This is a genomic window from Neobacillus rhizosphaerae (assembly GCF_937468385.1).
GTDB classification, from domain to species: Bacteria; Bacillota; Bacilli; order Bacillales; family Cytobacillaceae; genus Neobacillus; species Neobacillus rhizosphaerae.
Map to the genome: position 1 here is coordinate 1 of NZ_CALBWS010000015.1, position 26,630 is coordinate 26,630.

Annotated in this window: 29 protein-coding genes; 11 read left to right on the forward strand and 18 right to left on the reverse strand. The window is 38.1% G+C overall.

Translation table 11 applies throughout. From position 1 onward, the window contains the following. Positions 1–238, reverse strand: a 238-nt coding sequence (locus tag M5A78_RS12235; RefSeq protein ID WP_248735555.1) for a hypothetical protein, incomplete at its 3' end; no start/stop codon positions are given. A gap of 139 nt (positions 239–377) precedes the next feature. Beyond that, on the reverse strand, positions 378–833 hold the full coding sequence (locus M5A78_RS12240; protein WP_248735556.1) for a DUF2269 family protein: 456 nt from the start codon (positions 831–833) through the stop codon (positions 378–380). A 207-nt stretch (positions 834–1,040) separates the two neighbouring features. Here M5A78_RS12240 and M5A78_RS12245 point away from each other — a divergent pair, with 207 nt between their 5' ends. Then, positions 1,041–1,406, forward strand: a complete 366-nt coding sequence (locus M5A78_RS12245; RefSeq protein ID WP_264760458.1) for a DUF454 family protein — start codon at positions 1,041–1,043, stop codon at positions 1,404–1,406. A 139-nt stretch (positions 1,407–1,545) separates the two neighbouring features. Here the strand turns inward: M5A78_RS12245 and M5A78_RS12250 are convergent, their stop codons facing one another. Further along, a complete protein-coding gene (locus M5A78_RS12250; protein ID WP_248735557.1) occupies positions 1,546–2,745 on the reverse strand; it encodes a GNAT family N-acetyltransferase in 1,200 nt (399 codons plus the stop codon). Between the two features lie 181 nt (positions 2,746–2,926). Between M5A78_RS12250 and M5A78_RS12255 the strand changes: the two genes are divergently transcribed. Next, positions 2,927–3,544, forward strand: a complete 618-nt coding sequence (locus M5A78_RS12255) for an NUDIX hydrolase (RefSeq protein WP_248735558.1) — start codon at positions 2,927–2,929, stop codon at positions 3,542–3,544. Positions 3,545–3,599: 55 nt separating this feature from the next. Here M5A78_RS12255 and M5A78_RS12260 read toward each other — a convergent pair whose 3' ends face one another. From M5A78_RS12260 to M5A78_RS12275, 4 genes are all read right to left on the reverse strand, one after another. Further along, positions 3,600–6,188 (reverse strand): ABC transporter permease, encoded by a 2,589-nt coding sequence (locus M5A78_RS12260; protein ID WP_248735559.1) that lies wholly within the window; start codon positions 6,186–6,188, stop codon positions 3,600–3,602. Then, positions 6,185–6,868, reverse strand: coding sequence for an ABC transporter ATP-binding protein (locus tag M5A78_RS12265; RefSeq protein WP_248735560.1), 684 nt, complete (start codon positions 6,866–6,868; stop codon positions 6,185–6,187). Before M5A78_RS12265 ends, M5A78_RS12260 begins: the two co-directional genes overlap by 4 nt. A 303-nt stretch (positions 6,869–7,171) precedes the next feature. Continuing rightward, the gene (locus M5A78_RS12270) at positions 7,172–8,173 is read right to left on the reverse strand and encodes a sensor histidine kinase (RefSeq protein WP_248735561.1); all 1,002 of its coding nucleotides are present in this window, start codon (positions 8,171–8,173) and stop codon (positions 7,172–7,174) included. A 1-nt stretch (position 8,174) separates the two neighbouring features. Next, complete coding sequence (locus M5A78_RS12275) at positions 8,175–8,858, reverse strand: response regulator transcription factor (protein WP_248735562.1); 684 nt, start codon at positions 8,856–8,858, stop codon at positions 8,175–8,177. Between the two features lie 258 nt (positions 8,859–9,116). On the opposite strand from M5A78_RS12275, the gene M5A78_RS12280 reads away from it, so the two are divergent. Genes M5A78_RS12280 through M5A78_RS12290 form a run of 3 tightly spaced genes read left to right on the forward strand, consistent with a single transcriptional unit; the run spans position 9,117 to position 10,826 of the window. After that, positions 9,117–9,434 carry a PadR family transcriptional regulator gene (locus M5A78_RS12280; RefSeq protein WP_248735563.1) on the forward strand — a complete coding sequence of 106 codons (318 nt, stop codon included), beginning with the start codon at positions 9,117–9,119 and terminating at the stop codon, positions 9,432–9,434. After that, positions 9,434–9,988 carry an HAAS signaling domain-containing protein gene (locus M5A78_RS12285; RefSeq protein WP_248735564.1) on the forward strand — a complete coding sequence of 185 codons (555 nt, stop codon included), beginning with the start codon at positions 9,434–9,436 and terminating at the stop codon, positions 9,986–9,988. The genes M5A78_RS12280 and M5A78_RS12285 overlap by 1 nt, the downstream gene beginning before the upstream one ends. Position 9,989: 1 nt before the next feature. Continuing rightward, positions 9,990–10,826, forward strand: coding sequence for a DUF4097 family beta strand repeat-containing protein (locus M5A78_RS12290; protein WP_248735565.1), 837 nt, complete (start codon positions 9,990–9,992; stop codon positions 10,824–10,826). A 245-nt stretch (positions 10,827–11,071) separates the two neighbouring features. Here the strand turns inward: M5A78_RS12290 and M5A78_RS12295 are convergent, their stop codons facing one another. Next, complete coding sequence (locus M5A78_RS12295) at positions 11,072–11,251, reverse strand: hypothetical protein (RefSeq protein WP_248735566.1); 180 nt, start codon at positions 11,249–11,251, stop codon at positions 11,072–11,074. A 249-nt stretch (positions 11,252–11,500) separates the two neighbouring features. On the opposite strand from M5A78_RS12295, the gene M5A78_RS12300 reads away from it, so the two are divergent. Then, entirely contained in the window at positions 11,501–11,884 is a 384-nt protein-coding gene (locus M5A78_RS12300) for a hypothetical protein (protein WP_248735567.1), read from the forward strand. 191 nt (positions 11,885–12,075) lie between these two features. On the opposite strand, the gene M5A78_RS12305 is transcribed toward M5A78_RS12300, so the two are convergent. The 3 genes from M5A78_RS12305 to M5A78_RS12315 form a co-directional block, all read right to left on the reverse strand. Then, complete coding sequence (locus tag M5A78_RS12305; RefSeq protein ID WP_248735568.1) at positions 12,076–12,573, reverse strand: GNAT family N-acetyltransferase; 498 nt, start codon at positions 12,571–12,573, stop codon at positions 12,076–12,078. Positions 12,574–12,712: 139 nt separating this feature from the next. Beyond that, entirely contained in the window at positions 12,713–13,864 is a 1,152-nt protein-coding gene (tnpB, locus tag M5A78_RS12310; RefSeq protein WP_248735569.1) for an IS200/IS605 family element RNA-guided endonuclease TnpB, read from the reverse strand. 193 nt (positions 13,865–14,057) lie between these two features. After that, positions 14,058–14,276 (reverse strand): helix-hairpin-helix domain-containing protein, encoded by a 219-nt coding sequence (locus M5A78_RS12315; RefSeq protein WP_248735570.1) that lies wholly within the window; start codon positions 14,274–14,276, stop codon positions 14,058–14,060. A 140-nt stretch (positions 14,277–14,416) separates the two neighbouring features. Between M5A78_RS12315 and M5A78_RS12320 the strand changes: the two genes are divergently transcribed. Both M5A78_RS12320 and M5A78_RS12325 read left to right on the forward strand, forming a co-directional pair. Then, positions 14,417–14,812: a GntR family transcriptional regulator gene (locus tag M5A78_RS12320; protein WP_248735571.1), complete on the forward strand. Its 396-nt coding sequence runs from the start codon at positions 14,417–14,419 to the stop codon at positions 14,810–14,812. Next, the gene (locus M5A78_RS12325) at positions 14,809–15,912 is read left to right on the forward strand and encodes a DUF1648 domain-containing protein (protein WP_248735572.1); all 1,104 of its coding nucleotides are present in this window, start codon (positions 14,809–14,811) and stop codon (positions 15,910–15,912) included. The genes M5A78_RS12320 and M5A78_RS12325 overlap by 4 nt, the downstream gene beginning before the upstream one ends. A 106-nt stretch (positions 15,913–16,018) precedes the next feature. Here the strand turns inward: M5A78_RS12325 and M5A78_RS12330 are convergent, their stop codons facing one another. The 4 genes from M5A78_RS12330 to M5A78_RS12345 all read right to left on the reverse strand — a co-directional run bounded on the left by M5A78_RS12330 (position 16,019) and on the right by M5A78_RS12345 (position 18,848). Continuing rightward, complete coding sequence (locus M5A78_RS12330; RefSeq protein ID WP_248735573.1) at positions 16,019–16,411, reverse strand: hypothetical protein; 393 nt, start codon at positions 16,409–16,411, stop codon at positions 16,019–16,021. A 35-nt stretch (positions 16,412–16,446) separates the two neighbouring features. Then, positions 16,447–17,301, reverse strand: coding sequence for a DUF4362 domain-containing protein (locus M5A78_RS12335; protein ID WP_248735574.1), 855 nt, complete (start codon positions 17,299–17,301; stop codon positions 16,447–16,449). Positions 17,302–17,374: 73 nt separating this feature from the next. Continuing rightward, positions 17,375–18,043, reverse strand: coding sequence for an alpha/beta family hydrolase (locus tag M5A78_RS12340; RefSeq protein ID WP_248735575.1), 669 nt, complete (start codon positions 18,041–18,043; stop codon positions 17,375–17,377). A 97-nt stretch (positions 18,044–18,140) separates the two neighbouring features. Beyond that, complete coding sequence (locus M5A78_RS12345; RefSeq protein WP_248735576.1) at positions 18,141–18,848, reverse strand: MOSC domain-containing protein; 708 nt, start codon at positions 18,846–18,848, stop codon at positions 18,141–18,143. Between the two features lie 235 nt (positions 18,849–19,083). Between M5A78_RS12345 and M5A78_RS12350 the strand changes: the two genes are divergently transcribed. Continuing rightward, entirely contained in the window at positions 19,084–19,329 is a 246-nt protein-coding gene (locus tag M5A78_RS12350; protein ID WP_248735577.1) for a DUF3949 domain-containing protein, read from the forward strand. A 69-nt stretch (positions 19,330–19,398) separates the two neighbouring features. On the opposite strand, the gene M5A78_RS12355 is transcribed toward M5A78_RS12350, so the two are convergent. Together M5A78_RS12355 and M5A78_RS12360 are read right to left on the reverse strand one after the other, a co-directional pair. Next, on the reverse strand, positions 19,399–19,884 hold the full coding sequence (locus M5A78_RS12355; RefSeq protein ID WP_248735578.1) for an HIT family protein: 486 nt from the start codon (positions 19,882–19,884) through the stop codon (positions 19,399–19,401). Between the two features lie 150 nt (positions 19,885–20,034). After that, positions 20,035–20,694 (reverse strand): hypothetical protein, encoded by a 660-nt coding sequence (locus M5A78_RS12360; RefSeq protein ID WP_248735579.1) that lies wholly within the window; start codon positions 20,692–20,694, stop codon positions 20,035–20,037. Positions 20,695–20,915: 221 nt separating this feature from the next. Between M5A78_RS12360 and M5A78_RS12365 the strand changes: the two genes are divergently transcribed. Both M5A78_RS12365 and mprF read left to right on the forward strand, forming a co-directional pair. Beyond that, the gene (locus M5A78_RS12365; RefSeq protein ID WP_248735580.1) at positions 20,916–21,932 is read left to right on the forward strand and encodes a S66 family peptidase; all 1,017 of its coding nucleotides are present in this window, start codon (positions 20,916–20,918) and stop codon (positions 21,930–21,932) included. Between the two features lie 396 nt (positions 21,933–22,328). Next, positions 22,329–24,878 carry a bifunctional lysylphosphatidylglycerol flippase/synthetase MprF gene (mprF, locus tag M5A78_RS12370; protein WP_248735581.1) on the forward strand — a complete coding sequence of 850 codons (2,550 nt, stop codon included), beginning with the start codon at positions 22,329–22,331 and terminating at the stop codon, positions 24,876–24,878. A 128-nt stretch (positions 24,879–25,006) separates the two neighbouring features. On the opposite strand, the gene M5A78_RS12375 is transcribed toward mprF, so the two are convergent. Further along, a complete protein-coding gene (locus tag M5A78_RS12375) occupies positions 25,007–26,323 on the reverse strand; it encodes a VTT domain-containing protein (RefSeq protein ID WP_248735582.1) in 1,317 nt (438 codons plus the stop codon). Between the last annotated feature and the right edge of the window lie 307 nt (positions 26,324–26,630).

Here is a 26,630-nt window from a genome sequence, read left to right on the forward strand (position 1 = left end):
GGGTGGTGGCATTGTACCATTTCTTTTTTTCTGATGCACTTGTCCAAATCTTATATACATCATATAGCCACCAATGGAGATCTAAGCAGTCATTCCATAGATTCGCTGCTTTCTGACGTAGTGTATCGACTAATCTTCTCTCCTCGCCGGTTAAACGGAGCGGAAATTTCCGAATAACAATATCGCCTTTCGACTCTTTTTTCTTCTTTTCTTTCATGTTCTTTTTGTGTGGTCCCATTTTCTTTCACCTCCAACTAGAACATTTGTTCTATATTTTTATTATACTAGTTTTTATTGGTAATTGGAAGTAAAAAAACATGGCTTATATCCCCATTTCTGAAGAAAGGGGTTTTACGCCACTTTTTTGATAATTTTTCCTAAAATGGTTTTGTAATCATCAGAGCGATAATGATCAAAAAAATCACATTTTCAAGGTTCTCATATCGAAAAAGAACTTTTGATAAACGCCAATATTCTTCAGGAATCACTTCCCCATTATGGGATTCTAACAGGGCTTTAACCGGTTTTGACCTTGGTGATAAAACGAGCGGGCCAATTGCAAGAGCTGCCAAAAAGAGGACGAGACTCGTTACATACCAGCCCATCCGAAACAGACTTGGATTTATATAACCCATTGCCAAACCGGTGATTAGTAAAAGTATGCCGCCAATCATGACGAAAATATGTAGCTTATGTCTGATTTTATAAGAATGCTTTAATTCAGTCATCGTGTTCCCCGATTTGACAACCGTGGTTAAAACAAAACCTGGGCCCATCCCCAAGATAGCTGAAAAAATATGTATGAAAACAATGATGTTATAAATTGTACTCACAGGTGTGTCAACCTCCATTCTCTGCATTCTCCCATTTTATCATAAAAATTTCATCATAAATGTGATAGAGTTGGAAGCTTGAACATGATTTTGTCCTTTTTCAGCCATTAAGTTCCCGTACCCAAAATGGTATAATGAAGGGACTGAGACTTCTAGTTTCTCTGAAAGGAGGCTGCAATCATAAATAAATTCGTTAAATTTATTTTTATTATCAGTGGATTTATTGCCCTTGGCTTAGGAATTTTGGGTATTATTTTGCCGCTGTTGCCAACAACTCCGCTATTACTTTTAGCATCATTCTGCTTCGTAAGAGGATCGGAACGATTTGAGCGCTGGTTTAAAGGGACAAAAATCTATCAGCGTCATTTGGACAGCTTTGTTAGAGAGAGGGCCATGACGTTAAAACAAAAACTTACCATTCTATTATTGGCAGACGTGATGATTGCACTCCCCTTCATCCTAATCGACAGTTTTTTCGTAAGGATCATTCTTCTGCTAGTTATATTTTATAAATACTATTACTTTTTCTCTAAAATAAAAACGGTCAGGACTACTAGAATGGTAACAAAATGAGGCGGAACTAATGAATAGTTCCACCTCATTTTTTGTTGATTTAAGTTTGGAGGGTGTTTCCTATTTAAATGGTGTAATGGGTGTCAGGCACCATGTGAAATTTTCACATGGTGCCTGACACCTTTGAAAATTAGCAAACTTATTTCAAATGCAAAACCATATATTCATCGGCATAATCGACACCATCTACTCTAAGAGCTTTTTCTTCGAATCCAAACACTTTAAACCCTAATTTGCTATAGAGTTTCTTCGCCTTTACATTACTTGCGGTTACGTTTAAATTTATTTTTTCAATCGCTTCTATATTTCTCGCTTTATTTATCGCTTCTGTAAGCAATGCTTTTCCGACGCCTAAACCTTGTTTCTCCGAGGTCACATACATCGCAAAAATATTGGCCCGATGCCTTATTTTCATCCGATCTTCCTGAAGTAAGGTGACAGCCCCAATAAGTTTCCCACTATCAAACGCACCAAATGTGTAGTTTCCTTCTGTGGTAAAATTGCGAGCAACCTGTTCGACTGGATTTTCTCTTTTAATGGATTCTTCATAACTTGTTAAAAATGCTTCTGGATTTTTCTTTAATGCTTCTAATCGTAATGACCAATAATTTTCCGCATCCGATGAATCTAGAAGTCTGATTTCCAGTGTCTTTTTCCTCTCTTCTATGCTTTGCTTATGATTCGGATGGATTTTTTCTAAACAATCGTCCTTGTCTAGAGCGGCATCTTCAGTAGCAGAAAAATCGTCTTCATGATAAACATTTGATTTTTCGTTTGCCTTATTGATCCACTGCTCGTTGTTATTATTAAATAACATGGTAGCTTCTTTTTCCAATTCAGCTACTAAACTAAAGGAATAGCCATCACTCAAGCTATTTACGATATTCCGGTAATACCACTCCTGCTCATTCTTGCCTCGATTAAACCTCTTCCAGACTTCGTCCCCAAGCTGTTCATAATCTTTTATGATTGAGCGGATATTATCTAGTTTATCGGCGCAAGCAACAGCTCGAATATTACTTGAGGCACTTTTCAAAAATTCAATCGTGTGTTTCTTCCGATCTTCCCATGAAAGTGACTTATCCGGTTCTGAACACCCTGCAACAATTTCAGCTATCATTGGGCCAAAGTCCCGTTCAATATCCTGCAAGGTGAGTGCTGTATCTTCCACGGTATCATGCAAGATTCCGGCCGCAACGATTGTATCACTGTAGCCAGCCTTCATTAAAATCATTCCGACCGCAACCGGATGGGTGATATAAGGGATATCAGTACCTTTTCGACATTGATTTCTATGCGCATCCGCTGCTGTCCGAAGAGCTATTTCAATTACACCCATAATTTAAAAACCTCCAGTTCCATAAAAATTGTCTATTAATCTATATTCAACAGAAGTAGAAAATTTCCTGTTAAACTAAGTGAGAAGATATCTTTTAAAACTAGTACAAAAGTCGAATCAGTTTTTTAAATTGGATCATATAATAGTAGGTATATAAAGCCAAGTTGGTGAGGTGTTGATATTGGAACCGAAATGGCTGGGTTGGGCAAAACAGCTTCAATCCATTGCCCAAGCAGGGTTAACGTATTCAAAAGATGTTTATGACTTGGAACGATTTGAGTTCATTAGAAATATTAGTATCGACATTATAGCACACCATACAGACATGGACAGGACCGTAATCAAAGATTTATTTGCAGGTGAAACTGGATATGCAACACCTAAAGTCGATATACGCGGTGTGGTTTTTAAGGATGAAAAAATATTAATGGTCCGTGAAAACACGGATGGCCGCTGGGCATTACCTGGTGGCTGGGCTGATATTGGACTAACTCCTAGTGAAGTCGCCGTTAAGGAGCTAAAAGAAGAATCAGGATTTGATGTGAAAGCCACTAAATTGTTAGCAGTAATGGACATGAAATGTCATCCCCATCCTCCTTCTTCCTATCACATTTATAAAATGTTTATTCAATGTGAAATTATTGGTGGACAAGCAACAGAGGGTGTCGAAACAAGTGAAGTAAAATTCTTTGCTGAAAACGAACTTCCTCCGCTATCCACGGCCCGGAACACACACTCTCAAATTGAGATGGCCTTTACATTTTTGAAAAATCCCCAGTCACCCGTTTATTTGGATTAAAAATACAGGTGTCAGGCACCATGTGAAAAATTCACATGGTGCCTGACACCTTTTTTTATATACTCTCCTGCTTTAAGGCATCAATAATGTTCTCTTTTTTAACTTTGGAGTTGGAGTAGAGCATGGCTGAGCCTACGATGACAAATACAGCAGCAACCACATAGATCATACTGATCCAAGGAATGGTGAATCCATAGCTGAAGCTGTTCATCAATGCCCTGTGGATCAAATACATCACGACGATGCTGATCGGAAGTCCATAGAGCAGCGACTTGATGCCATAAAATATACTTTCATAATTTATCATTTTGTTAAAGCCTTTTGGCGTCATTCCCACCGACTTCAGCATCGCAAATTCCCGTTTTCTTAGGGAAATTGAGGTCGAAATTGTATTAAAAATATTCGCCATTGATATTGCGGTAATTAAGGCAATAAATCCGTAGGTAAATACCGACATTAACATGATCATCTGTTCTTCCTGTTGTCTGCCTTGATACACATTTTGCACAAACATTTTGTTCTCTTTTATTTCCTCAATTTCCTGTTGTGTTTTCATTGGGTCCTTACTTTTCAGGTAAAGAATTGTCTGGATCCTGTCATTCACCTTTTCGTTTACCAGTTGATTCATGACTTGTTCTGAGACGATAATAGTTAGCCCGCCAATCTCTGTAGGTAAAATTCCCATTGGTAAATGATCAGTTAATGCCGCAATTTCCACTTTATTAAAATTTACTTCTTTTTCTGTTTCCGGATCTGAATAGGTTAAATCGATACTTTGGCCAACCTTCGTATGAATGACCTTCGTTTCAATATATTTCCCTGATGCTTCATCCTTGAAAGGAATCGTATCAATCACAATGCCAGTAATGTTAGTCGGATTGGTAAGCAGGGCATAATCTGCTCCTACCGTTTTTGCATACGTTCTTAAGTTCTGTTCATTTAGTGCGTGTATTTGAATAAAATAAGGGTATTTCTCGTTCTCAAAATTATCCTTATATACCGCCTTTCGGAATTCATCAGCAACTTCTGCTTTGTTTATCCAGGCGTTCACGTATAATTCGTTCATCACACTAGATTCTGTCACATCTTTTAGGGATGTGAATGTTTTCAGCAGTTTCTGATCTGATACCGAAGCTGCTGTGGACAATGAAACGGAGATATCATAATTCACCCCTTTTTGCGAGAGCTCAAGCGATTTTTTCAAATTGGCGGTGAAAAATGATACCGTTAAAAACAAAACGATGCTAATGACAAGTGAAAATACCGTTGCCTGGTAGCGGCGTTTGTTTCTTTTTAAGTTTTTCAAGCCAATTTCCGCTTCGATTCCGAATAGCTTACGAACGAACTTCGAAGTCTTAACTGCTTTTTGTGTAAGTTTTACATCTGTTGTTTGGCGAATCGCATCAATTGCAGAGACTCTGGATGCTTTTATTGCTGGGAGATAGGTTGAGATGAAGATCGTCACCACCGAAACGGCACAAGCAAGCAAAATGGATAATGGTGTGACTGACACAGTTAGTTTTTCGTTGATCCCCAATGCACCTTGAATGATCGAATTAATGAACCAAAAGGTAATCCCGATTCCAACAAGACCGCCAATAATTCCAATTGGGATGCTAATTAATCCAATGATTGCACCTTCAAAAAACACCGAGTTTCTTTTCTGCCTTTTCGTTGCCCCGACACTCGATAGCATCCCTAAATGACGCGAACGTTCTGAAACGGAAATAGCGAAGGCATTATAGATTAATGAAACGGAGCCAATCATAATGACGGCCATAATAATCCCCGATAATTGAAGAAGAGTGCGGTGCAGGCTGTCATTATTCGTCACCCCATAATAGCGCAATAAATTATTATTAAATTTTGGTGTTTCTATTTTGTTTTTCTTGGCTAATTGCTTGGCGTGATCGAATAAAGAGCTTTGAACTTTTTTTAAGACAACCGTCGCATTGACAGTATCATCCGCTCTAATCATATTTTCATCTACATAGCTAATAACCGTGTACCCCGGTGCCCAGGTCGGTTCCCAAGTGGGCCGTTTGATAAAGCCAACGATCGTATAGCTTGCCGTTGTTTTATTTTTTAAGGCTTCGATCACTTGACCTTTTTCCATACGTAATGGCTCAAATTGTTGCAATGGAACATCGTTAGCTTCAGTTATTCGTTCGCATACATCAAGTGTTAAACGGTCACCAATCTTGTATGCTACTTTGGCGTTCGTGGCAATGTGGTCTGAGAGTACTACCTCATTATTCGCTTTTGGCAGCCGCCCCTTACTTAACTCAATCGGAAACTGTTTAAAACCTTGGGCGTTATACTCCTTGACAAACAAGTAAGGCTTACTTTCATTATGAGATCCATCTAAAAGGGCATATCCACGATCTCTAGAAAGCACCACTGTTTTCGTTGCTTCGTCGTTTTCAATCGCTTCAAGCTGCTCTTTGTTCACATCCTTGAAAAGAACATGCCATTCACCTTCACTCGCAATCGTCTGCTTTTGCATTAAATTCATAAAAGAGACACCAAGGGTTGCCACTGCTGTCACCATGGCGACTGAAATAATGACGCCAATGATGGTCACTAACGTCCGCCTTTTGTTTTGCTTCAAATGCCGGACCGTTAATTTATTGACAATATTCACGGACGAATCACCTCATCCTTGGCGACCCTTCCATCCTCAATCGCAATGACTCTATCAGCTTGCAGCGCAATCCGTTCATCATGGGTAATGACTAACAGTGTCTGGTTGAACGTTTTATTAAACATTTTTAATAAATCAATGATTTCACTACTATTCTTACTATCAAGATTTCCAGTTGGTTCGTCGGCAAGCATGATAGCAGGATTGCTAATGAGCGCCCGACCGATTGAGACCCGTTGCTGTTGTCCACCGGAAAGCTGATTGGGCAGATGGTTTAAGCGGGTTTGTAGATTAAGAATTTTGACGATATTCTCAAACTGTTTCTTGTCTACCTTATGTTCATCAAGCAGAAGTGGCAAGGTAATATTCTCTTCTACTGTTAGAACCGGAATAAGGTTGTAAAATTGATAAATCAAGCCTATTTGTCTACGTCTAAAAATGGCCAGCTGTGTTTCATTCAGGTTATAGATGTCGGTATTATCAACGAGGACTTTACCACTCGTTGGCCGATCAACACCGCCAAGCATGTGCAGAAGCGTTGATTTCCCAGAGCCTGACGGGCCGATTATCGCGACGAACTCCCCTTTTTTCACAGAGAAAGAAACATCATCAAGTGCCTTCACTGCCGTCTCACCTTTACCGTATATTTTAGACAGATGTTCTATTTTTAAAATATCCATTGTGGTAAAACCTCCATGTTTTGCTGATGGTTCTAGTTTATCTGTTTAAAATGACTTTCAGGTGACTGTAAAATGACAGTTTAGTCACTTAATGTTGTATTTAAGAAGAGTAATGCACTCAACACCAATGTGAGTAGGTTGGAAACTCTTATCCGAAAAGTTGGGTTCGCTTATGCGACAGTAAACTCCCCTTATCCGCCAATTAGAGCCGGTTATCCGCTAGTTAGACTCGCTTATCCGCAAGTTGGAGCACTATCCGCAAGTTGAAGCATTCTATCCACAAATTGAATACGCGTATCTGCTTTAAATCACCTGCTTGTAAAACGTAATCCGAAACTGGGTGCCCTTATTCTGCTTACTTTTAACCTCTATATTGCCGTTTTGACTTGTGATTATGGTGTGGGCCATTGCAAGTCCAATTCCGACACTATCCTCGCTGGCATTCTTTCCTTTATAAAAGCGTTTAAAAATATAGGGAAGATCTTCCTTGACGATGCCCTTTCCGTTATCGGCTATTACTATTTCCGTAAACAGAGCGTTTTCTGCAAAAGAAATGGTAATCTCGCCACCCGCAGGAGTATGCTCAATACAATTTTTCAAAATATTGATTACCGCTTCCGTGGTCCAATGAAAATCACCAACGAAGGAAACAGTATCGTCACCCTCAATCGAAATGGCTTGTTCTTTAATATCCAACGGAATCAGCAAAGGCTCTAAAGATTTTTGTAGCAGCTTTTTTACCGCTATCGCTTCTTTTTTGAATTGAACCGTTCCAGCGTCAATTTTTGAAAGCTTTAATAATGATGAAACGAGCCATTCAATCCGTTCAAGCTGGATGGTGATATTGTGTGTAAACTCCCTTCTTTTCACTGGAGGAAGCTTGGCATCACTCAACAGATCGGCCATCATCATCATGGAGGTCAGTGGGGTCTTAAGCTGATGGGAGATATCAGAAATCGCATTTGTCAGGTGGACTTTATCTTGTTGTAAAAGGGAACCCTGTTCCGAAAGCATGGTTGTTACCTTATATATATTGTTTTTTAAAATACTAAGCTCGCCTTCATGATTATCACGAACATCAAGAAAATAATCTCCACTGCTAATTTGCTGCAAATAGCCTGATAGCTTTTCAATTTCGCGGTATCTCCAGCTCGTAAAAATAAAACTGCATCCAATGAGTAAAACAGAAATGACGAAAACAAGCATCGAGGCAGCTATCGAAAAAAAAGCAGCAGCAATGATGCCAGCTAAACTGATGAAGGACATTGTTAATAAGAATAGTTGAATCTCTCGATTACGTAGCATCCTAATCTCCTACCTTGTAGCCTAATCCGCGCACTGTTTTGATAATCTGTGGGTTTTGCGGTTGATCCTCTAATTTTTCACGGAGCCTTTTGATGTAAACCGTTAAAGTATTATCATTCACGAAGTCTCCGGCCACATCCCAAATCCGCTCTAACAGCTGATTTCGAGAGAGAACCTGTCCAATATGATTGGCAAAGATAAGGAGTAAACGATATTCTAAGGCAGTCAACAGAACTTCTTCGCCGTCTTTATATACCTTTCCTTCAAGAGTATTAATCCTAATATGCTTTATATCAATCATCGCTCTTGTCGGCGTCTGCTTCTGGTATCTTCGCAGAACAGTTTTGATTCTTGACAGCAGTTCGCGAATACGAAAAGGTTTGGTAATATAATCATCTGCTCCCATGTCAAGCCCCATCACGACATTGACCTCATCATCAATCGCCGTTAAAAAAATGACCGGAATATCGCTCCGCTCCTTCACTAGCTTACATAATTCATAACCGCTTCCATCTGAAAGGGATAAATCAAATAAACATAAAGCGATTTGATCTAATTCATCAGTTAGCACCTTTTTCGCAGATGCCGCATCATAGCAAAGAACCGTGGCAAACTGATCTTGCTGTAGAGAATACTCAAGTCCGGAAGCGATCGTTTTATCATCTTCCACAAGCAAAATTTTCATCTTATCCATCCTACCTTTCTCATCTATCATTATATCAGCATTAAAAGGTGTCAGGCACCATGTGAAAAATTCACATGGTGCCTGACACCTTATTAAAGTCCCAATGAACAAATAATAAAAAAAGACCACTAAATAAAATTTAGTACCTTGCATTAATCAGTAGTAGATGATATATTATTCCTGTGATGGTATTTTTTTCATATTCCACTACTATATATTATTCAGTAGCAATCATTACTTTATAGGCAGGTGATTCACATGAATGTTCAATTTAAGAAGGGTGCATTGGAATTATGTGTCTTGGTCTTCACATTGAAAAAGGACCGATATGGATATGAGTTGGTGCACAGCATCTCTGATAAAATCCAAATCGCGGAAGGAACCGTCTATCCTTTATTACGACGCTTAACGAATGAAGGCTATTTCGCTACTTATTTAGCGGAATCTAAAGAGGGTCCACCTAGAAAATACTATCAATTGACGAAAGCCGGACGAGAATATCTTGAACAGTTGGTACAAGAATGGCAGCAATTTTCTGCCAGTGTGAATGAGATTATTGAGGAGGGGATGGACTGATGACCAAACAGCAATTTTTAAACGAACTTAACCGTCTGTTGGTACAGATACCGGAAGGGGAACGAAAGGATATTCTAAGTGATTACGAATCTCATATTGATTCGGCTATAGAAAATGGGAAAACAGAGGAAGAGGCTGTTGCGGATTTAGGCACACCAAAAACGATCGCAGATGAATTAGGAGTATTTGTCCCTACTGACAAAATTAGTGGTTCAAAAAAGGAAGCCACTACAAATGTCGGACCTAACATTTTTGCATTTTTGGGCATGCTCTTGTTTAATCTAATATTCATCATTGGGCCCGTTGTAGGGATCGCTGGTGCTTTTATTGGTCTGTATGCTGCTGCGTTCGCTTGTCTTATAACTCCCATTGGATTTATCATTAATTTATTTACGCACGATACACCAATACTACTTGCGTTCTTCTTTATCCTTGCCACTTTTTCATTTGGGTATCTATTTTTACTTTTGACAAATTTTCTTGCAAAGTGGTTTTTAAAGATAATCCACTGGTACTGGAAACTCAACGTAAAAATCGTGAAAGGGGGTTATTAATTTGAAGAAATATTCTATCGTTGCAGCTATTTTAGGCTTGGTAATTGGGGTAATCGGAGTTGTAGCTTATGGGTATACTCATGATAATTATTCAACCGTCACTATAGATGAAACAAAAACGATCAACGCAAAGGACATTAATAAAATCGCGTTGGAATCAAGTTTAGCTAGTGTGCATTTTTCTCCTACAAAATCCGATGATATTACCGTTCATCTCCACGGTGGAACGTCGAAAAAGGATTTTGTGTTTTTAGTAAAAACAAGCGGTGATACCGCTAAAATAGAAATCAGACAAAAAAATGAACATCTTTTTCAATTTTCGCCTTTTGGATTCATGTCCAATCAACTGCAAGCCGATGTTGAAGTCCCACAAAAAATGTACAGTGAACTGAAAGGTCATTCACAAGCAGGCAGTATTACCATCGAACAAATTTCTGCCAACCACTTTGATTTGGACTCTTCCGCAGGTAGCATTAAGGCCAATGACTTAAAAGGTGATGTAACTGCTCATTCGTCAGCAGGTAGTTTGAAGTTAACCAACATTGAAGGAAAGTTGGATTTAACTGATAGTGCAGGTTCGATTAATGTCCAGTTAAAGGCGATTACTCATGACATTTACGCCAGCAGCAGCGCCGGTTCCGTTCGGATTGTGACCGAACAGCAACCAGAGTCGCTTCAAATGAACCTCCAGACATCTGCGGGTCATGTTGATGTAAATCTGTCAAACGTTTCGTACAATACAAAGGAACGTGACCGTGCCATCGGTTCTATTGGTTCAGGTGGTCCAAAGCTCAAGCTGCAATCCAGCGCCGGTTCCGTATCAATCAATAAAAAATAGAATTTGATCACTTTCATTTTCCTATCCAAATGAAAGTGATCCCTTCCATGATACCTTGTCGCTGACAGGGTATTGCTTTTTTCTTTCGTGTCTACCCCGTTTACTATCAGCCCCAAGGGTTGAGGTAATATTTTTTCAGATTAGGCAAACATTCTTGACCTTTCTATCTGTGTAAAGAGATACCACTTGATAAAAATACTTTTAATGGAGATCATTCTCCTTTGGATTTGGTCGCCATGACCTTACTAGTGCCTAAACTCCTCCAGTACATGTTTTTGACCCTCTTTTTTACCTGTAAGCTTTTCAAGATTCGGATTGTTGTTCAGTAATTGGTAGGCATCCAACTGTGACATTAAGGGTTGAATATGGTGTTCAGGTACAACTATCCCCTTTTTTTTCAAGAGCTCGAAAACACTTTCAGCCATTCTCCTCTACCCCTTTCATGATTTCATTGAAACATGTCTTCTGAAAAAATCACGAGGTCATATGGATTATTATACCATTTACACCGAATAATTGTTGTTATTTTCAAAATATTTTGTTTTTTTAAACGTATGTAATACCAATCTAAAAGTGCTTGGAATCAGCGTTAGTTGCTAAAGGAATATCAGAAGCAAGTACGGTTAAACTATGGAAGGTTACCTATGAAGTGTTAAGAAAAAGGCGGTGTTCTTATGTCAGATTTTATGGAAACAATCGAGTATGAAACGGGTACAACCATTCAGACCTTCAATATTATTGAAGCAAATGAAAATACGGAAGGTTATGAAGTGCTTTTGGATATTGATTTGGATAGCGGTTTTGCATTAGAAGGAGTGAAATTGAAAATTACCCACGAAGACTTAGATGCATATGAAACAAATGATATTCAAGAAGGGGTCAAATATGCATTAGGCTTCTTTGATAATTGCCAACAATATGAGGCAGCTGGAATGAAAAAAGAAGAGCAGGATAGACAAATAAAAAATACGGAGATCCAAAATCAATCGGAACACACATTAAAAGAAAAAAACAATATTAAAGATTATGACAGGGCATGGGAAGATGACCGCCTTTAATGGAGGCATCTTTCCCTACTTCAAATTATTAATTAGTATATCCTTCCCCGACTTTAGATTGATAAGCTTTATTCAATTTAGGAAAATCCTTAATAAATTCTTTTAATTGTTCGAATAGCACAAATGTCCCTCACTATAATTCTTATTTTTTTCATTAAAAAAATAATTAACCAATCACTAAATCACATTTACTAAAATAGCTTTGCCATATAGTATTCATCCACAAAATCACCAGAAATTAAGAGAGAATGTCGTTTGGTGCCTTCAATCGCAAATCCTATTTTCTTATACAATGCCAAACCTGCCTCGTTACTTGCTGCTACCGTTAATTCTAAACGGTGGATATTATTTTCAGTTACCCACTCTTCCAGCTTATTAAATAGTTTGGTTCCAATTCCTTGTCCTCTATATTCCTTTAATATCCCTATAACAATATAGACAGAATGTTTGACTCTTCGTGCATTCCCCCCAATAGCAAACAAATACCCAATCAATTGATTATCTTTTTCAGCAACGAATATGGAAGAGTTTTCGCTTTTTTTCCAAGACTCTATTCTTTGTCCTTGCTGATCAGGAGTCATTTGTCTTTCACCTGCTTCCATCAGCATGAATTCGGATTCTGTCTCAACCTGTTGAATCAGACAAACCAGTTTATCCGCATCCGTGACTCTCGCTTCTCTAACAACCACTACAAAGCCCCCCTTATTTACTATACTTTAACACCTTGAACTACTCGGCCACTAAAGTACCGAGATTCCTACGTACAGGGTTCTATCGAACCCTAATTGAGTAGGCTACCCCCGTGGTTCCCACGGTTGGCTTACATGTTTAAGCAGAGAGAAGTCTTTTACCTTCGGCAAGAAGGTTCATACTAGCGTTTTGGTCTCGGTCATGGTGGATTCCACAGGAAGGGCAGTCCCATTCGCGTAGATTAAGATTCTTCACGTCTTTATTACGGTACCCGCAACAGGAACATAATTGACTGCTTGGAAAGGTCTTTCCCACTACTGCTAATGTTTTTCCGTACCATTTAGCCTTGTACGCTATCATGGAGCGGAATTGAACCCATGACACTTCGCTAATTGCCTTGGCTAAACGATGGTTCTTCATCATGTTGGCTACCTGTAAATCCTCCATCACTATAAGGTCGTGGTTTTTGACAATATAGGTGGAGATTTTATCCAAGTAGTCTTTACGTGCATTGGCGATTTTTTCGTGGATTCGAGCGACTTTCACTCGTTGCTTATGCCAATTAGAGCCACCGATGGTTCGCCTTGAGAGAGTGTGTTGTTCCCGTATGAGTTTTTGTTCCATCTTCCGAAGGAAGTGAGGGTTTTTAAATACCTCTCCATTGGAGAGGATAGCAAAATCCTTTAAACCCATATCAATACCGACCTCACGGTTGGTTTCGGGGAGAGGTTGAATCTCCACTTCTGTACAGATGGAGACAAAGTATTTACCACTTGGGTTCCTTCTAATCGTGGCAGATAGGATTTTCCCTTCCACTTCACGACTTTTGGCAAATCGAACCAACCCGAGTTTCGGGAGTTTAATATGATTGCCTACCACGGCAATGTTACCGTTCGTGTGTTTTGTGGTGTAAGATTGAATTTTATTTTTCTTACTCTTAAATCGTGGAACATCGTTTTGCTTTTTATAGTAGCGGGTGTAAGCGTCACTCAGGTTTTCTACCGCTTTTTGTAAGGAAATGCTATCGACTTCTTTTAAGAAAGGATAATATTTCTTTAGTTCCCGTACCGCTTTGACCGACTCATACTTATTGAAAAATTCGCCTTTCCATTTGTTGGATGGTAACTGACCGCTTTGCTTCATTTCTTCAACAATATACCAGTATGCGTCTTTTTCTTTTTGCTTCCCAAGGAAAAAATTGAATACAAACCGTGTACAACCAAGGGTTTTATGGATAAGAGTGGTTTGCTCTTTTGTAGGGTACAAACGAAATTTATAGGCTTTGTTCATCCGATAGCACCTCCTTATCCTTCAATGCGTTTATGGTATCATTATATCACCGAACGTGAGTTCGGTAAAGTAAAACGCCGATTCATCCCACGGCTAAAGCCACGGGTGTTCTCGGCTTTTTCATAAAATGTAAATGTAGATTTTTTATGTAAAAAAATGATCCTTCTATTAGAAGAATCACTCGAAAGTATTCTCAAGCACGGCTTGCAAACGATAGTCCCTTGGTTTCGAGCGCACGGCGGAGCTGTTCTAATGCTTTTGGTCCCATTCCGTGTAGCTGCAAGATTTCTGCCTCACTAACATTGGCGAGCTGCTCAAGCTGCACATATCCAGCCCCTAGAAGTGCTCGTCGTGCTGGCTTAGCTAAATCAGCTGGAATACCAATTTCGTTAATATTTTTATCCTGTGTCATTATTCCTTCTCCCTTCAAAGAAATTTTTATTGGAACAGCCATGTTCTTTTACAAACAGAGCTTTTTTTTTAATATTGACGTTTTTGTTATAACTGTTATACTATAAATATAACAAATAACACAAAAGGAGTGTGGAGTATGTGTATCTTACACTTGACTTGGAATCAGAAGAACCAATCTATACACAATTAAAATACCAAATCATAGCTGGCATCGCAAAAAAGGAATTAAGCCCCGGTGAGGGACTGCCGTCTGTAAGGTCTTTGGCAGCTGATCTTGGAATTAATCTTCATACCGTCAACAAAGCTTATCAGCAATTGAAGCAGGAAGGATTTATCTTAATTCATCGACAAAAGGGTGTTGTTGTCAATCCCGATGGGGTTCCGCAAGCAAATGAAGCCTACTGGTCTGAACTGGAGTCCAAAATCCATCCGCTGATTGCCGAAGCAGTGTGCCGGAATGTTTCCGAAAAAGACTTTTTACAGCTTTGCAGCCAAATTTTCACAAAGTTTAACATAAAGGATGATGAATCATGAACACTACCAATTTAATATTTCTCGTTGCTATGATGATTCCGATATTTATTACAGTTATCTTTATCCCTTTCTGGACAAGAAAAACAGAAAGTTTCGGAGTATCAATTCCAGAGAAGGCCTATCACCGTCCTGATATTAAAAAAATGCGCCAAAAATACGCTTGGACGAATGTGTTGCTTGCTCTCATCACTTCTGCTACCTTTTTACTTTTAGCAGGTGGGCACGATGAAGATTTCATCGGCATCTTGTTTGCCATATTAATAGGTATCGTTCTAGTTGCTAGTTTTGCCGTGTATCTTGTTTTTCATAAGCAAATGAAGGAATTGAAAAGTAAAAATCAAGATTGGGCGCAAAAACCTCAGTTAGTCATGGTTGATACCGGCTTCCGAAACCAAAAGCTTGCACATTCTAATTATTGGTTTGTTATACCCTTTTTGATTTCGATTGTTACCGTAGTCATTACTCTTATAAATTATCAACAAATACCTGATAGATACCCCAGTCACTACAACCTTAGCGGCGAAGCCACTAACTGGACACATAAATCATACCGATCAGTGCTGCTTATGCCGATTATGCAAATCTATCTGACACTAGTCTTTTTATTCATTAATACGATTGCTTCTAAAGCAAAACAGCAAGTATCCGCCGAGAATCCAGAGGTATCGATCCGACAAAACCTTATTTTTCGCAGAAGATGGTCGCTTTTCACCATCATTATGGGTACGGCATTGGTTAGCATGTTCTTGCTAATCCAGCTTTCAATAATTTATCCGATTAATCAGCAAGTATTAATGATTGTACCTCTTGTATTTACTGTCGGTATTCTCGCGTGGACAATCATTTTATCGATAACGACTGGCCAAGGTGGAAGCCGTATTCCAGTAAAAACTGGAAGCGCAGGTGGCACAATTATTAATCGTGACGATGATCGTTACTGGAAGCTAGGCATGTTCTATTTTAACAAAAACGACCCGGCAATATTTTTGGAGAAGCGTTTTGGGATTGGCTGGACGAATAACTGGGCCCATCCGCTTTCGTGGATTTTCATCCTGGTCATTATCCTTCTCGCGGTTGGTTTACCGATGCTTTTGGGGTAATTTTTATATCTGCATTAATAAACAGGGGTGAGCAGTCATCCCTGTTTATTTTCGACAAACATTAACTTATCCATTTCACTTAACAATCAATCCGAAAATAAAAAAACTATTTTTTATTATTAAGGTTTAAATATAGTTCATTTACAATTGGAAAAATATCCGGTTTTGTATGGTAGTAATGGTCATTTACATGTGTTAATCCAAATTGGAAGGTTTTTTCACCATCTTGAAAAAGAGTAATGGAATAACGAAACCCGTCTCTAGCTTCTTGATTTTTATCGGGAATGAACTTTATGTCTTTTATTTCATCCAAAAATCCCTCAATAACTTGATGGTCTGAAATTTTTTTTGCGGCCCCAGTACTTCCTTCAACAATCACTATTTTCGTTACATCTGCAAGGTCTTTTTCATAAAATTGAGGTATTGTTTTTGTTTCTAGACCGCAGCCAGCTAAAAGGAAATTAAGTAATAGTAAGATATATAAGAAATGGATTTTCATTCATACAACCCCTGCACAATTCTCTCTTTCTCCCTTTATTCATGGTCACCTTTAACTTTAGGAAGTGATTGATAAATCGAATTCTTCTTTAAGACATCAAGAATATTATGAACCAACTTGGTCATTTCCTTGCCATCATCACTCTTATCACATTCAGACCATTCAAAGTGTCGGGAGCCGCTATTGATCCATACATCCAACACATAGCTTTCATATGGTTTCTGATTACATTCCTTTGTTAGCTTTTTCTCATTAAGGTAATTCGAATAAACCATCCATTTATAAATGGCGTTCAATTCCTTTTTGGAAAATTGAAAGTCGGAAACGTCAACGAATTCGCCATTCTGTAAATCCTTTTTTAACACCTGTTTTTTTGTATCGATTTCGTTTTTCTTTCCAATCCCATATTTCAGATCGAAAGCAAAATAATCCTCTTTGTCGACATCATGGGAAATGGTTAATAATTCAGGTAGATTCGGACATTCTTCAAGGATGTATTTTGTTTCTGTGTCTGATTCTTGCTTTTGAATACCTTTACAGACATTGGTTGTTACTTCCCCTTGACCAAACTTATCCTTTGTCGTGTCCATTTTTATTGTTAATTTTGCATCATGATAGGTTAAATCATGAAAGATCGGATCTCCTTCAATGGTGTAACGAGTGAGCCTAACCTCATCATCTTTTCCACTATCAACATTTTCCACGAATAGATTTAGTCGGTCAATATTTTCTATCATGCCGTGGATTTCTTTGACCTCGTTATTGTCTGATTGTTTATTTGGGCCGTGATTATTAGGCAGGTCACCTGCAGTGCCTTTACCCAATCCGCAGCCTACCGTAAGGACACTCATTATCGAAATAAAAACAATCAAGGATATCCTTTTTAACACAAGCATACACACCCCTTTTTAGAAAAAGACGAATTAATTCTGAAAAGGTTTCTTAAGGGTCAAAATATAATTTTTATAACTTATTTTTAATAATAAATTCCTGAATGGCAGTGATAACTTCTTTTGCAGCATCTATGGACGCTAAAATATCCTCTTTTATTTCTAAACTATGGTCAGCGTTAGGAATAACAACAGTGCTCAAACGTTCATTATTTTTTATTGAATTAATCCGCTCCTCGATAAAATGATGGTCTTGGTCGCCGATTATACAAAGAGAAGGAAGCTCGGTTTTCAATAGTGCTTGGTATACATTTTCGTATTTTATTAGAGGAGTTAACCATATTCCAACCGAATTGTGGATGAAATTTTTTTCGGTCCATTCCATTGCCATCGGAATCGTTCCAATCGATTTACTCAACAGGAAACATTGCTCATAGTTTGTGTCTTTTAGTACTTCCCTGACAACAGCCTTTACATCTTCATACATCCAATCCTCTTGTTCTGTTTCGCTAAGCTTTTTAAAATGTTCATTTTTTGCAAATTCATAGTTTACATGAAGAGCATCAATCCTATTATTCAAACACACTCCGGTTGCATAATGAAATAGTGGTCGCTTCGTTGTGTAACCAAGCCCTGGAAGCATGATACAGATACTATTATTTGGTTGTTCACTGCGAATCCACTTAAAAGGGATGGTGGAGTACTCATTCCTTTCCACTTGACCTTCTGTTAATTGATACATTTGATTCACCCCTGTTTTTGTAAAGAATGTTTTACATAATAATTACTCTACCGAAAATTTGATTTCTTCTATCTTCCCGCTTTTCAAAAACCCATTGTTATTCATTCGGCCCCAAAACCCGATCTCGAATATCTGGCATTTCCCTTTTCTCTATCCGCTTTTCTAATGTGGCTCTCATGCCTGGCGCAAGTAATTCACAGCCAGCAAGCTCGCGCATTTCCACAAAATTTGGTTGCTTAGAATGGATAATTTGATTACATTTTTGGATGGTCCATTGCGGAAATGGGCGTTCGACTAAAGTAAATGTTTGCCTCTCCTCAACAGCCCCCTCTTGTAAAACACGAAAATACCAACCGGTTCTTCCTGTATTCTGTAGTAACAACGCTAAGTTCTTTACTTTAAATCGGCGCGCCGGCTTCCAGCATGGCTGTCTTGGCTGCGAAACTTGTATGACCGCCTCACCAATTTGAAAAGTATCGCCAATCGCAATCGTTTCCTCAGTTACATGTTCCATGACCAAATTCTCTCCCATGCCACCAGATGATATCTCAGGAATTTCTAATTCATTTTGCCAGTAAGGATAATTTTCAAACGAATAAGCAAAAACAGCTTTTTCTGGCCCGCCATGATGTTCCAGATCGCCTTGTCCATCACCAGCTAAACCCGTTTTGCCAACCCAGATTGGACCTTCGACTGGCTCTTTAAAAATAGCACTTGTCCATTCCCGCTCCATTGGATTTGCAGCCTCTTTACTTCCAATTGTCTTTGGCATACCGACAAAAACTTTTTTAAGAATAATCCCCACTTTTGTTCCCTCCCTAGAATAAATTTCTACTTTTAACTATTAATTCGGCAATGAGGAAATACAACCCTTCTTACATCACAACTTTTGCAGCCAAAAAGAAAAGATATTTATTTGGTCAAATGCATGACTTGCTAACAAATCCTTCTTTGTCTAAATCTCTTTTAGGAAAATTTTTGAAACATTAATGCTCCTTAATCGTATAATAATTATAAGAGCTAAAAAGGGGGAAGTACGCATGGAATTAGTTTTTATCGTTTGTCTTTCTGTCTATGCCGTTTATTTTCTCATCATGATTCCAGTACAATATGCTTATATTTCCGAAACGAAGGAGCGATTTAAGGAATTAAATCAATCCCATAATGAAATTTACGATAATATGTCCTTTGAGGAGCAGCAACTGCAATATAATCTTCAAGGAAATCTACTTAATTTACCTTCCAATATAGTGGCAGCGATCCTTTACAAAGTTCGCAATCGGTAGCTGAACAAGCACACGAAAACGCATGGAAAATAACATCCATGCGTTTTTTTATAGTCAACAAAAGAATAGTTATCCGTTCAGCTCATTAGTAAGCAGCTTAATTGCCTCCAACACTTCATTCACATTTTCTTCATCATTCATTTCATTTCTGGCATGGAGTAGGACCGGTCTGACAGATTCCACGGAACGCCCAAAGCTGTACATCCATTCATAGCGGGGAACCATCCAGGTGTGAAAATGGTGGGTGGTATCTTCATTATAAAAATAATAAACATGTTCGATTCCCAACACTTCTCTTTGCGCTTTTCTAATTTTTGTTAGAATGTTTATGTAATCAATCTTCTCAGCTTCGGATAATTCATCAAAACAGTTAATATGCCGTTTCGACGCCAAAATGATTAATCCCCTTATTGGGTATGCGACATCTTGGTGGGCATGGAAATGGTCTGTTTCGATGACTACACCTCCATCGGGTTCAATTAATCCACTCGTTAAAGCACAGCTTAAGCATTCTACCTCTACTATATTCCCATTTGATAAAGTTATGTTTCTCACAAAAGATCCTCCTGAATTCTTCTAATCTAGCCTTTAATCAAAAGCTATAAAAAAATTTGCTGCGCCAATAATATCACATTTATATATTAATGCGTGGAAAAACCTTGCCCATTGAATGAGCAAGGTTCTATGTAGGGCTATTATCCTTTTTTATCTTAGCCTGCCTAGTTTTCGGACCGTATTCCTCCATACTATAAAACCACATTCGGCAACGGATATGGTCAAGCCCACCCAATGATTTAGTAAAGAACAAGCTAAATTATCATACGCAGCTACAGCTGGAATGTTTTCGCTAGGTACACTTTTGCTTTCCACTGCCTTTTCTGGTATTTTCATGGTCGCTTCAGTAGGTTCACTTTTGCCCTCCACTGCCTTTTCTGGTATTTTCATGGCCACATCAATAGGTTCAATTTTACTTTCCGTTACCTTTTCGGAAGCCTTCTGCCTTTCAATAGAAAGATTGGCATTTTCGGATACGGTCTTCTTTTCAAAAAACAAGAGGGTATCATCAGTTATTTCCGACATAGACTTCATCACTTCAGATATAACTTTCGTTAATTCGTCTTTGGAAAAATCTCTAACCGAAATATACCCCCTTGAGTCAAGCTTATAGCCATTATGTTTAATGGATTCATCTAACAAATATTTACCGATCACATAGCCATTCCCACTTGGATGTAATTGCGTTGCTAATACTTGGCCCCGCTGTTTACTTTCCGGATAGACAAAATTTACTCGACCATTACTAATCTTTTTCTCCTTTAACTGAAAAGAACGGAAAATGGCCTTTTTTTCCTCAAAAGATAACATGAAGCTTACTCCCCCTTCGAATAAATTAAACGGTTAACCAACTAGTAAGTATAAATTTTCCAATGTTACCTTTATTATACCAGAATCATTACAGGCTGGTTGGTAAGCTCCCAATATATCAATGATTAAAAAGAGATTGTTTTGAAAAAAGCAAATATTTTTTTATTGTTCAAATAACTTCCATCTGGTAAGATCGTGTAAAACCTTCAGGGGGGATCTAGTTGATTAAATATCCGCATTTAAAAAAAGGCGCAACAATAGGGGTAACCGCACCATCATCTGGTGTGCCAGTTGAATTACATGACATGTTTAAACTTGCCTTAAGCCGGATGGAGATGAAAGGCTTTAGCATTGCCTGTGGAGATACGGTTTGGACGCAAGATAAGGCAAAATCATCCTCCGCTAAAAATCGTGCAGCCGAATTTAATGCCATGATGCATGACGACAATATTGACATCATCATTCCACCATGGGGCGGCGAACTATTAATTGAAATCCTTGAATTAATTGACTTTGAAAACATCAAGCAAAAGTGGGTGCTGGGGTACTCAGATCTAAGTGTATTATTACTAGCAATGACCTTAAAAACAGGTACTGCTACTGCTCATGGAACAAACCTTATAGATTTAAGGGGAGAATACTCCGATGACACAACAGCCCTGTGGCAGGCCGTATTATCAACAAATACGGGTGAATCGGTCCTGCAGCGTTCATCTGTCCTCTATCAAAAAGAATGGCAGCATGATAATCCTTCCCCTCATGTTTTTCATTTAACGGAAAATACTAATTGGAAAACAGTCTCCAATAATAGTGTGAAGATTCAAGGACGGATTCTTGGTGGTTGTATCGACGTAATCAGACATTTAATTGGCACACCATTCGGTGATGTACAACGTTTTAGGAAAAAGTATCTCAACGGAGAGCCTGTAATCTGGTACTTAGAGAACTGTGAAATGACAACAACAGATTTACGTAGATCACTGGTGCAAATGAAGTTAGCTGGCTGGTTTGAACATTGTTCAGGCATTATGTTTGGGCGCAGTGCCGCGAACATGCCGGTCGGGAATTATACAGCGGAAGATGTTTATCAAAACCTTGCAGATGAGTTGGAAATAGCGATTATTTATGATATTGATTGCGGTCATGTGCCACCGCAAATTACATTTATTAACGGTGCTTATGCTGAGGTAAAAGTTGAAGAAGGGAAAGGAACTATTTTACAGTATTTTAATTCATAGGAAAGACAAAAAAAACTTGAGGGAATTGATTGGTTTTCTTCAGAGATACACACAATACCCTCACAATGTCGAACACACGAGATTTCATATGAAATTTCGTGTGTTTTTTGTTGAGACAACAAATTTTTTAGAGGGTTTTTATTATTATTAGGTGTGTTTCCCTTTTTCTGGCCTTCACAAATCGCTTTTACTCTATCGAATCCCTCTCCTCTACTTGATCCACTTCGACGGCAACAGAGCATCAAACCCGATGTTTTACGAATATTTGTGTACTTTCGATACAAAATACAGATAAGATTCATATTTGACCATCGTTAACTGGCGGCTTCTTTTTTTATCATTTTTTGATTGAAAATGTCCATCGCTGGCGAGCAAGGAGAAAATAGGTGAATAAGTTTGAAAAAATTAAATAAAGAAAAGATTTTTACATTCATAAAAGTTATTATTCCACTGATTTTGTTAGCTTTTGCTGTTTATGAAATAAAAAAGTTTACCGGAAATATAAATGTTCATTTGCTTCGCCATGAAGTTAGTCACTTGCACTTGGCGAAGCTGATCTTGATTCTATTCATTACTTTTTGTGCTATTTGCCCGATGTTTTTCTACGATGTATGTTTAGCAAAAATATTAGGGATTAAAGGACCGTTAAAAGAGCTGGTGGTAAAGTCTTTTATTGCGAATACCTTTGCAAACTTCATTGGGTTTGGAGGCCTCGCTGGTGCTACACTAAGAACCTATTTCTATCATGAATATGAACCAGACAAGAAAAGACTGGTGAAGATAATTGCTTCTGTTTCTCTTTACTTCCTTACCGGTATCTCCTTGCTTTCCTGGATTGTCCTAGTTGGATATAGAGGATTTCCTTTGCTTCATGATAAAAAATGGCTTTTTTGGGGCATCGTTGCCGTAAGTTTATATCTGCCAATTTTTTTCGTAGTCTTTCTCATACAACGGAAAAAAGCGGCGGATTTCATTATCGATTGGGGAATGGCATTAAGACTCCTTTTCGTTTCTTTATTTGAATGGATCTCCGTTTTTCTTCTCTTTTGGCTATTATGTATGATTTTGAACATTCCTATTGATTTTGATGACCTAATTCCTGTTTTTATTGTCGCTTCCTGTGCAGGTATTATCAGTATGATTCCGGGAGGCTTTGGCTCATTCGACTTAGTTTTCATTTGGGGTACTCAGCTCTTGGCGGTTCCGGAAGAGAAAGTGCTTATCCTGCTGCTCTTTTATCGCATTGGATATTTTATTCTTCCATTTTTAGTGGGGGTAGTTTTATTCGTCAAAGTTCTTTGGGACCGGTGGAATCAATCATGGAACCATGTTCCTGATGCCATCCTAGTGAGGACTAGCCATATCCTTTTAACATTCTTGGTATTTCTATCTGGACTTGTTTTGCTTCTTTCTGCAGCAGTACCGGGAATTATTGGAAGGTTAAAGATTGCCCAAGAATTTTTATCCTTTCCCATTATGAATATTTCTCACCATCTTTCTGTTGCAACTGGCTTTATCCTGCTCGGTTTATCCCGAGGGATTCAGTACAAAGAGAAACGGGCATATCAAATCACGATTGTTGTCTTGTTTTTTGCTGCCTTATTTACTTTCATTAAAGGATTGGACTATGAGGAAGCATTGTATCTTCTAATTGTTATCGTACTATTGAGAATTTCAAAAAGACGTTTTTACAGAGTGCGTTTTGTTTTAAGCTGGGGCAAAACTATTTTTGATATCGGTATGTTTGTCGTGATTACCTTAATGTTTGTTTTAATCGGATATTTCAATTTGCCCACCTCTGAAATCAAATTGCACCCAAAGCTAGCGCCCTATGTGATTAAAGATTATCAAGATTTATTTAAGAGTGCGTTAATCGGCTTGTTTATCGCCTTGATTCTTTTTTTCATCGGCTATTTGTTTAGAAGGGATAAAAAATGGGTGCTGGAAACATCCCTTTCTCAGGATGAAAAAATAATGAAACATTTGGATCAATATAATGGAACGGTCCTGACCCATTTAATCTTTTTACATGATAAATATATTTATTGGAATAAAAAGGACAACGTCATGTTTGCTTATCAGCTATTTGCCGACAAACTTGTGGTCCTCGGTGACCCCGTTGGAGACCGAGACGAATTGCCACTTGCCATAGAAGAATTCCGAGAAAAGTCCGATCTTCATGGGTATACACCTGTTTTTTACGAGGTCAGCGAGAAAATGCTCCCATATCTGCATGAAAACGGTTATGACTTTTTCAAGCTTGGCGAGGAGGCTTATGTTGATTTAAACAGCTTTTCATTTAGTGGAAAAAAAATGAAGGGAGCAAGGGCAGTAAAAAACAAGTTTGAACGAGAGAATTATCAATTTGAGATTGTAAACCCTCCCTTTGATAAAGATATCATGAATGAACTTAGGGAAATATCAGAAGAATGGCTTCAAGGAAGAACGGAAAAGGGTTTTTCCCTCGGTTTTTTTGATGAGGATTACCTCAATAAAGCTGAGATTGCCGTTGTTAAAGCTAAAGGAACGAAGATCCTTGGATTTGTAAGCTTAATGCCCGTTTATGATCAAAAACAAACCATCTCTTTGGACCTGATGCGCTTCAGGAAGGATGCGCCTTCAGGAACAATGGACTTTGTTTTTCTATCATTATTTGAATGGGCAAAAGAACAAGAATATAAATACTTCAATATCGGGATGGCACCTCTATCGAATGTGGGACTTTCAAGGTATTCATTTTTAAGTGAAAAAATAGCTTCGCAAATCTTTTTGCATGGACAATTTCTCTATTCTTTTCAAGGATTAAGAAAATTCAAAGAGAAATATGCCGATAGGTGGCATCCGAAATATTTAGCCTATCGAAGAAAATCTTCTTTGCCTATTACAATGACACAAATCACCTTATTGATTGGAAAGAAAAGACCAAAATTGAGACACGACTCATGATTCTTTTATTTTTACGAACAAAATAGATTGGCGGAAATTGCAACTACTATTTTTCCAATTATTAAACCAAGAAAGATTGGCTTCTCGCGCCAATCTTTCTTGGTTTTTAGAAGTTTTGGTGACTGGACCTAAACTGATCCATTTTCTTTGTCTTCGATGTAGACATTTTGCACCAAACGAAATATTTCTAACACAAGGATATTTAAGCTTAACCAAACCCCGCCAAATACATATCCTGCTACGATATCACTAGGGTGTTGAACACCAAAAAAGATACGGCTAACTGCTATAAGCAGTAATAAAAGTAGGGCCCCTGCAACGGCTGCTGTATGAAATCGTACATGACGGGTGTATCGTATGAACACAAAAATAGCAAAGCCATAAATGACAAATACCATTAACGACTGTTCACTTGGAAATTTATCGATCAATCGTTCTGCCGAAGTTTTATTAATAGCAGCCCAGCTATGAAAAATACTTCTTAAGCTTACTTCAAATAATTCTCCTCCTGAAACGATAAGCAGCCATGCCAATGTTTCAAGAACTTTGTTCCTACCCTTCCATAAGATCCATATTAATGTAAAAAAACATACGCAAAATAGAACTCTAGAGGTGCCCATATAAAAGAAGGTCTGCATAAAAGTAGTCCAATGTTTATCAAAGGTTGCCGGAACAAAATAGGTAATTGTTTCATCAAATTCTTGAAATTCATTAGATAAAAAACTTCGAATAATTTCAATCATTAGAACGCTAAGCACAAGTGTGATCACAGCAGTGCAGACAATAAATATCCCTGTTCGCTTCCTTGACCTAAATAATTTCATCACACGGCTAATCGCTAAAATAGCTGTACCTTTAATTTGTTCTTTCTTCGTCCGGTACAGATAAACAACGACCAAAATGCACAAAACTATAATCACGCCAATTAACAGGTATTTTTTTATTGAGGTATGAAATTGATCCCATTTTGGCCCTAGAATTTTCCCGATGGAAATAAACGTGGAAACCCAGATAAATGCACCACTATAGGCAAATAAAGCGTATGTACTAAACCTAAGTCTCGTAATCCCTGAAAAATAGCCAGTAAAATGTCTTATGCCAGGGATAAAGTAAGCAACAATAAGTAATTTATTCCCAAACTTACCAAACCATCTTGATGTACTTTCTATTCGTTCTGGTCCCATGTGAAATCTCTTGCCATATTTTTCAAAAAAAACTGAACCAAATTTTAAACCAAGCCAATAACTTATCGTCATGCCGACTAAACTCCCCATACCAGCTACCAAAATACTTGTGAACCATCCCAAGTGTCCTTGATAGACAAGAAACCCTGCATAACTCATAATGAGTTCTCCCGGTAATGGCAGGGCAAGTAATTCAAGTGTTAGCGCGATAAATAACACTATGTATCCATACTGATCCACATAAGATGTAATGTCCCCCACAGACAACCCTCACTTTTATCATTATATTAAAAGTATTTTCCAGCATTTGATTAACAATACTGATGTATTGCGATCATTTCAACAATACTTTTCTTGACTTCATAAATGCTTTCGTCTTTATTCCTATTGATAAAAAAAATTCACCTATAAAATTGAATTTGTTTGTTCTAAGTTTCCAACCAGCAGAAAGGTGGCACTGGAGTGACAAATAATAAATTGCCTCCAAGTTTTTCAAAATATTCCTTTCAAAAATATTCAATATTAATTATGATAGGAGAAATGAAAAAAATTGAAGGGAAATGTAACC

Coding starts and splice junctions, on each gene's coding strand:
- M5A78_RS12280 (WP_248735563.1), top strand. CDS start 9,117: ATGAATGTTCAATTTAAGAAGGGTGCATTGGAATTATGTGTCTTGGTC.
- M5A78_RS12330 (WP_248735573.1), bottom strand. CDS start 16,411: ATGAAAATCCATTTCTTATATATCTTACTATTACTTAATTTCCTTTTA.
- M5A78_RS12250 (WP_248735557.1), bottom strand. CDS start 2,745: ATGGGTGTAATTGAAATAGCTCTTCGGACAGCAGCGGATGCGCATAGA.
- M5A78_RS12265 (WP_248735560.1), bottom strand. CDS start 6,868: ATGGATATTTTAAAAATAGAACATCTGTCTAAAATATACGGTAAAGGT.
- M5A78_RS12340 (WP_248735575.1), bottom strand. CDS start 18,043: ATGTATCAATTAACAGAAGGTCAAGTGGAAAGGAATGAGTACTCCACC.
- M5A78_RS12295 (WP_248735566.1), bottom strand. CDS start 11,251: ATGGCTGAAAGTGTTTTCGAGCTCTTGAAAAAAAAGGGGATAGTTGTA.
- M5A78_RS12270 (WP_248735561.1), bottom strand. CDS start 8,173: ATGCTACGTAATCGAGAGATTCAACTATTCTTATTAACAATGTCCTTC.
- M5A78_RS12275 (WP_248735562.1), bottom strand. CDS start 8,858: ATGAAAATTTTGCTTGTGGAAGATGATAAAACGATCGCTTCCGGACTT.
- M5A78_RS12300 (WP_248735567.1), top strand. CDS start 11,501: ATGTCAGATTTTATGGAAACAATCGAGTATGAAACGGGTACAACCATT.
- M5A78_RS12325 (WP_248735572.1), top strand. CDS start 14,809: ATGAACACTACCAATTTAATATTTCTCGTTGCTATGATGATTCCGATA.
- tnpB (WP_248735569.1), bottom strand. CDS start 13,864: ATGAACAAAGCCTATAAATTTCGTTTGTACCCTACAAAAGAGCAAACC.
- M5A78_RS12285 (WP_248735564.1), top strand. CDS start 9,434: ATGACCAAACAGCAATTTTTAAACGAACTTAACCGTCTGTTGGTACAG.
- M5A78_RS12350 (WP_248735577.1), top strand. CDS start 19,084: ATGGAATTAGTTTTTATCGTTTGTCTTTCTGTCTATGCCGTTTATTTT.
- M5A78_RS12315 (WP_248735570.1), bottom strand. CDS start 14,276: ATGACACAGGATAAAAATATTAACGAAATTGGTATTCCAGCTGATTTA.
- M5A78_RS12360 (WP_248735579.1), bottom strand. CDS start 20,694: ATGTTATCTTTTGAGGAAAAAAAGGCCATTTTCCGTTCTTTTCAGTTA.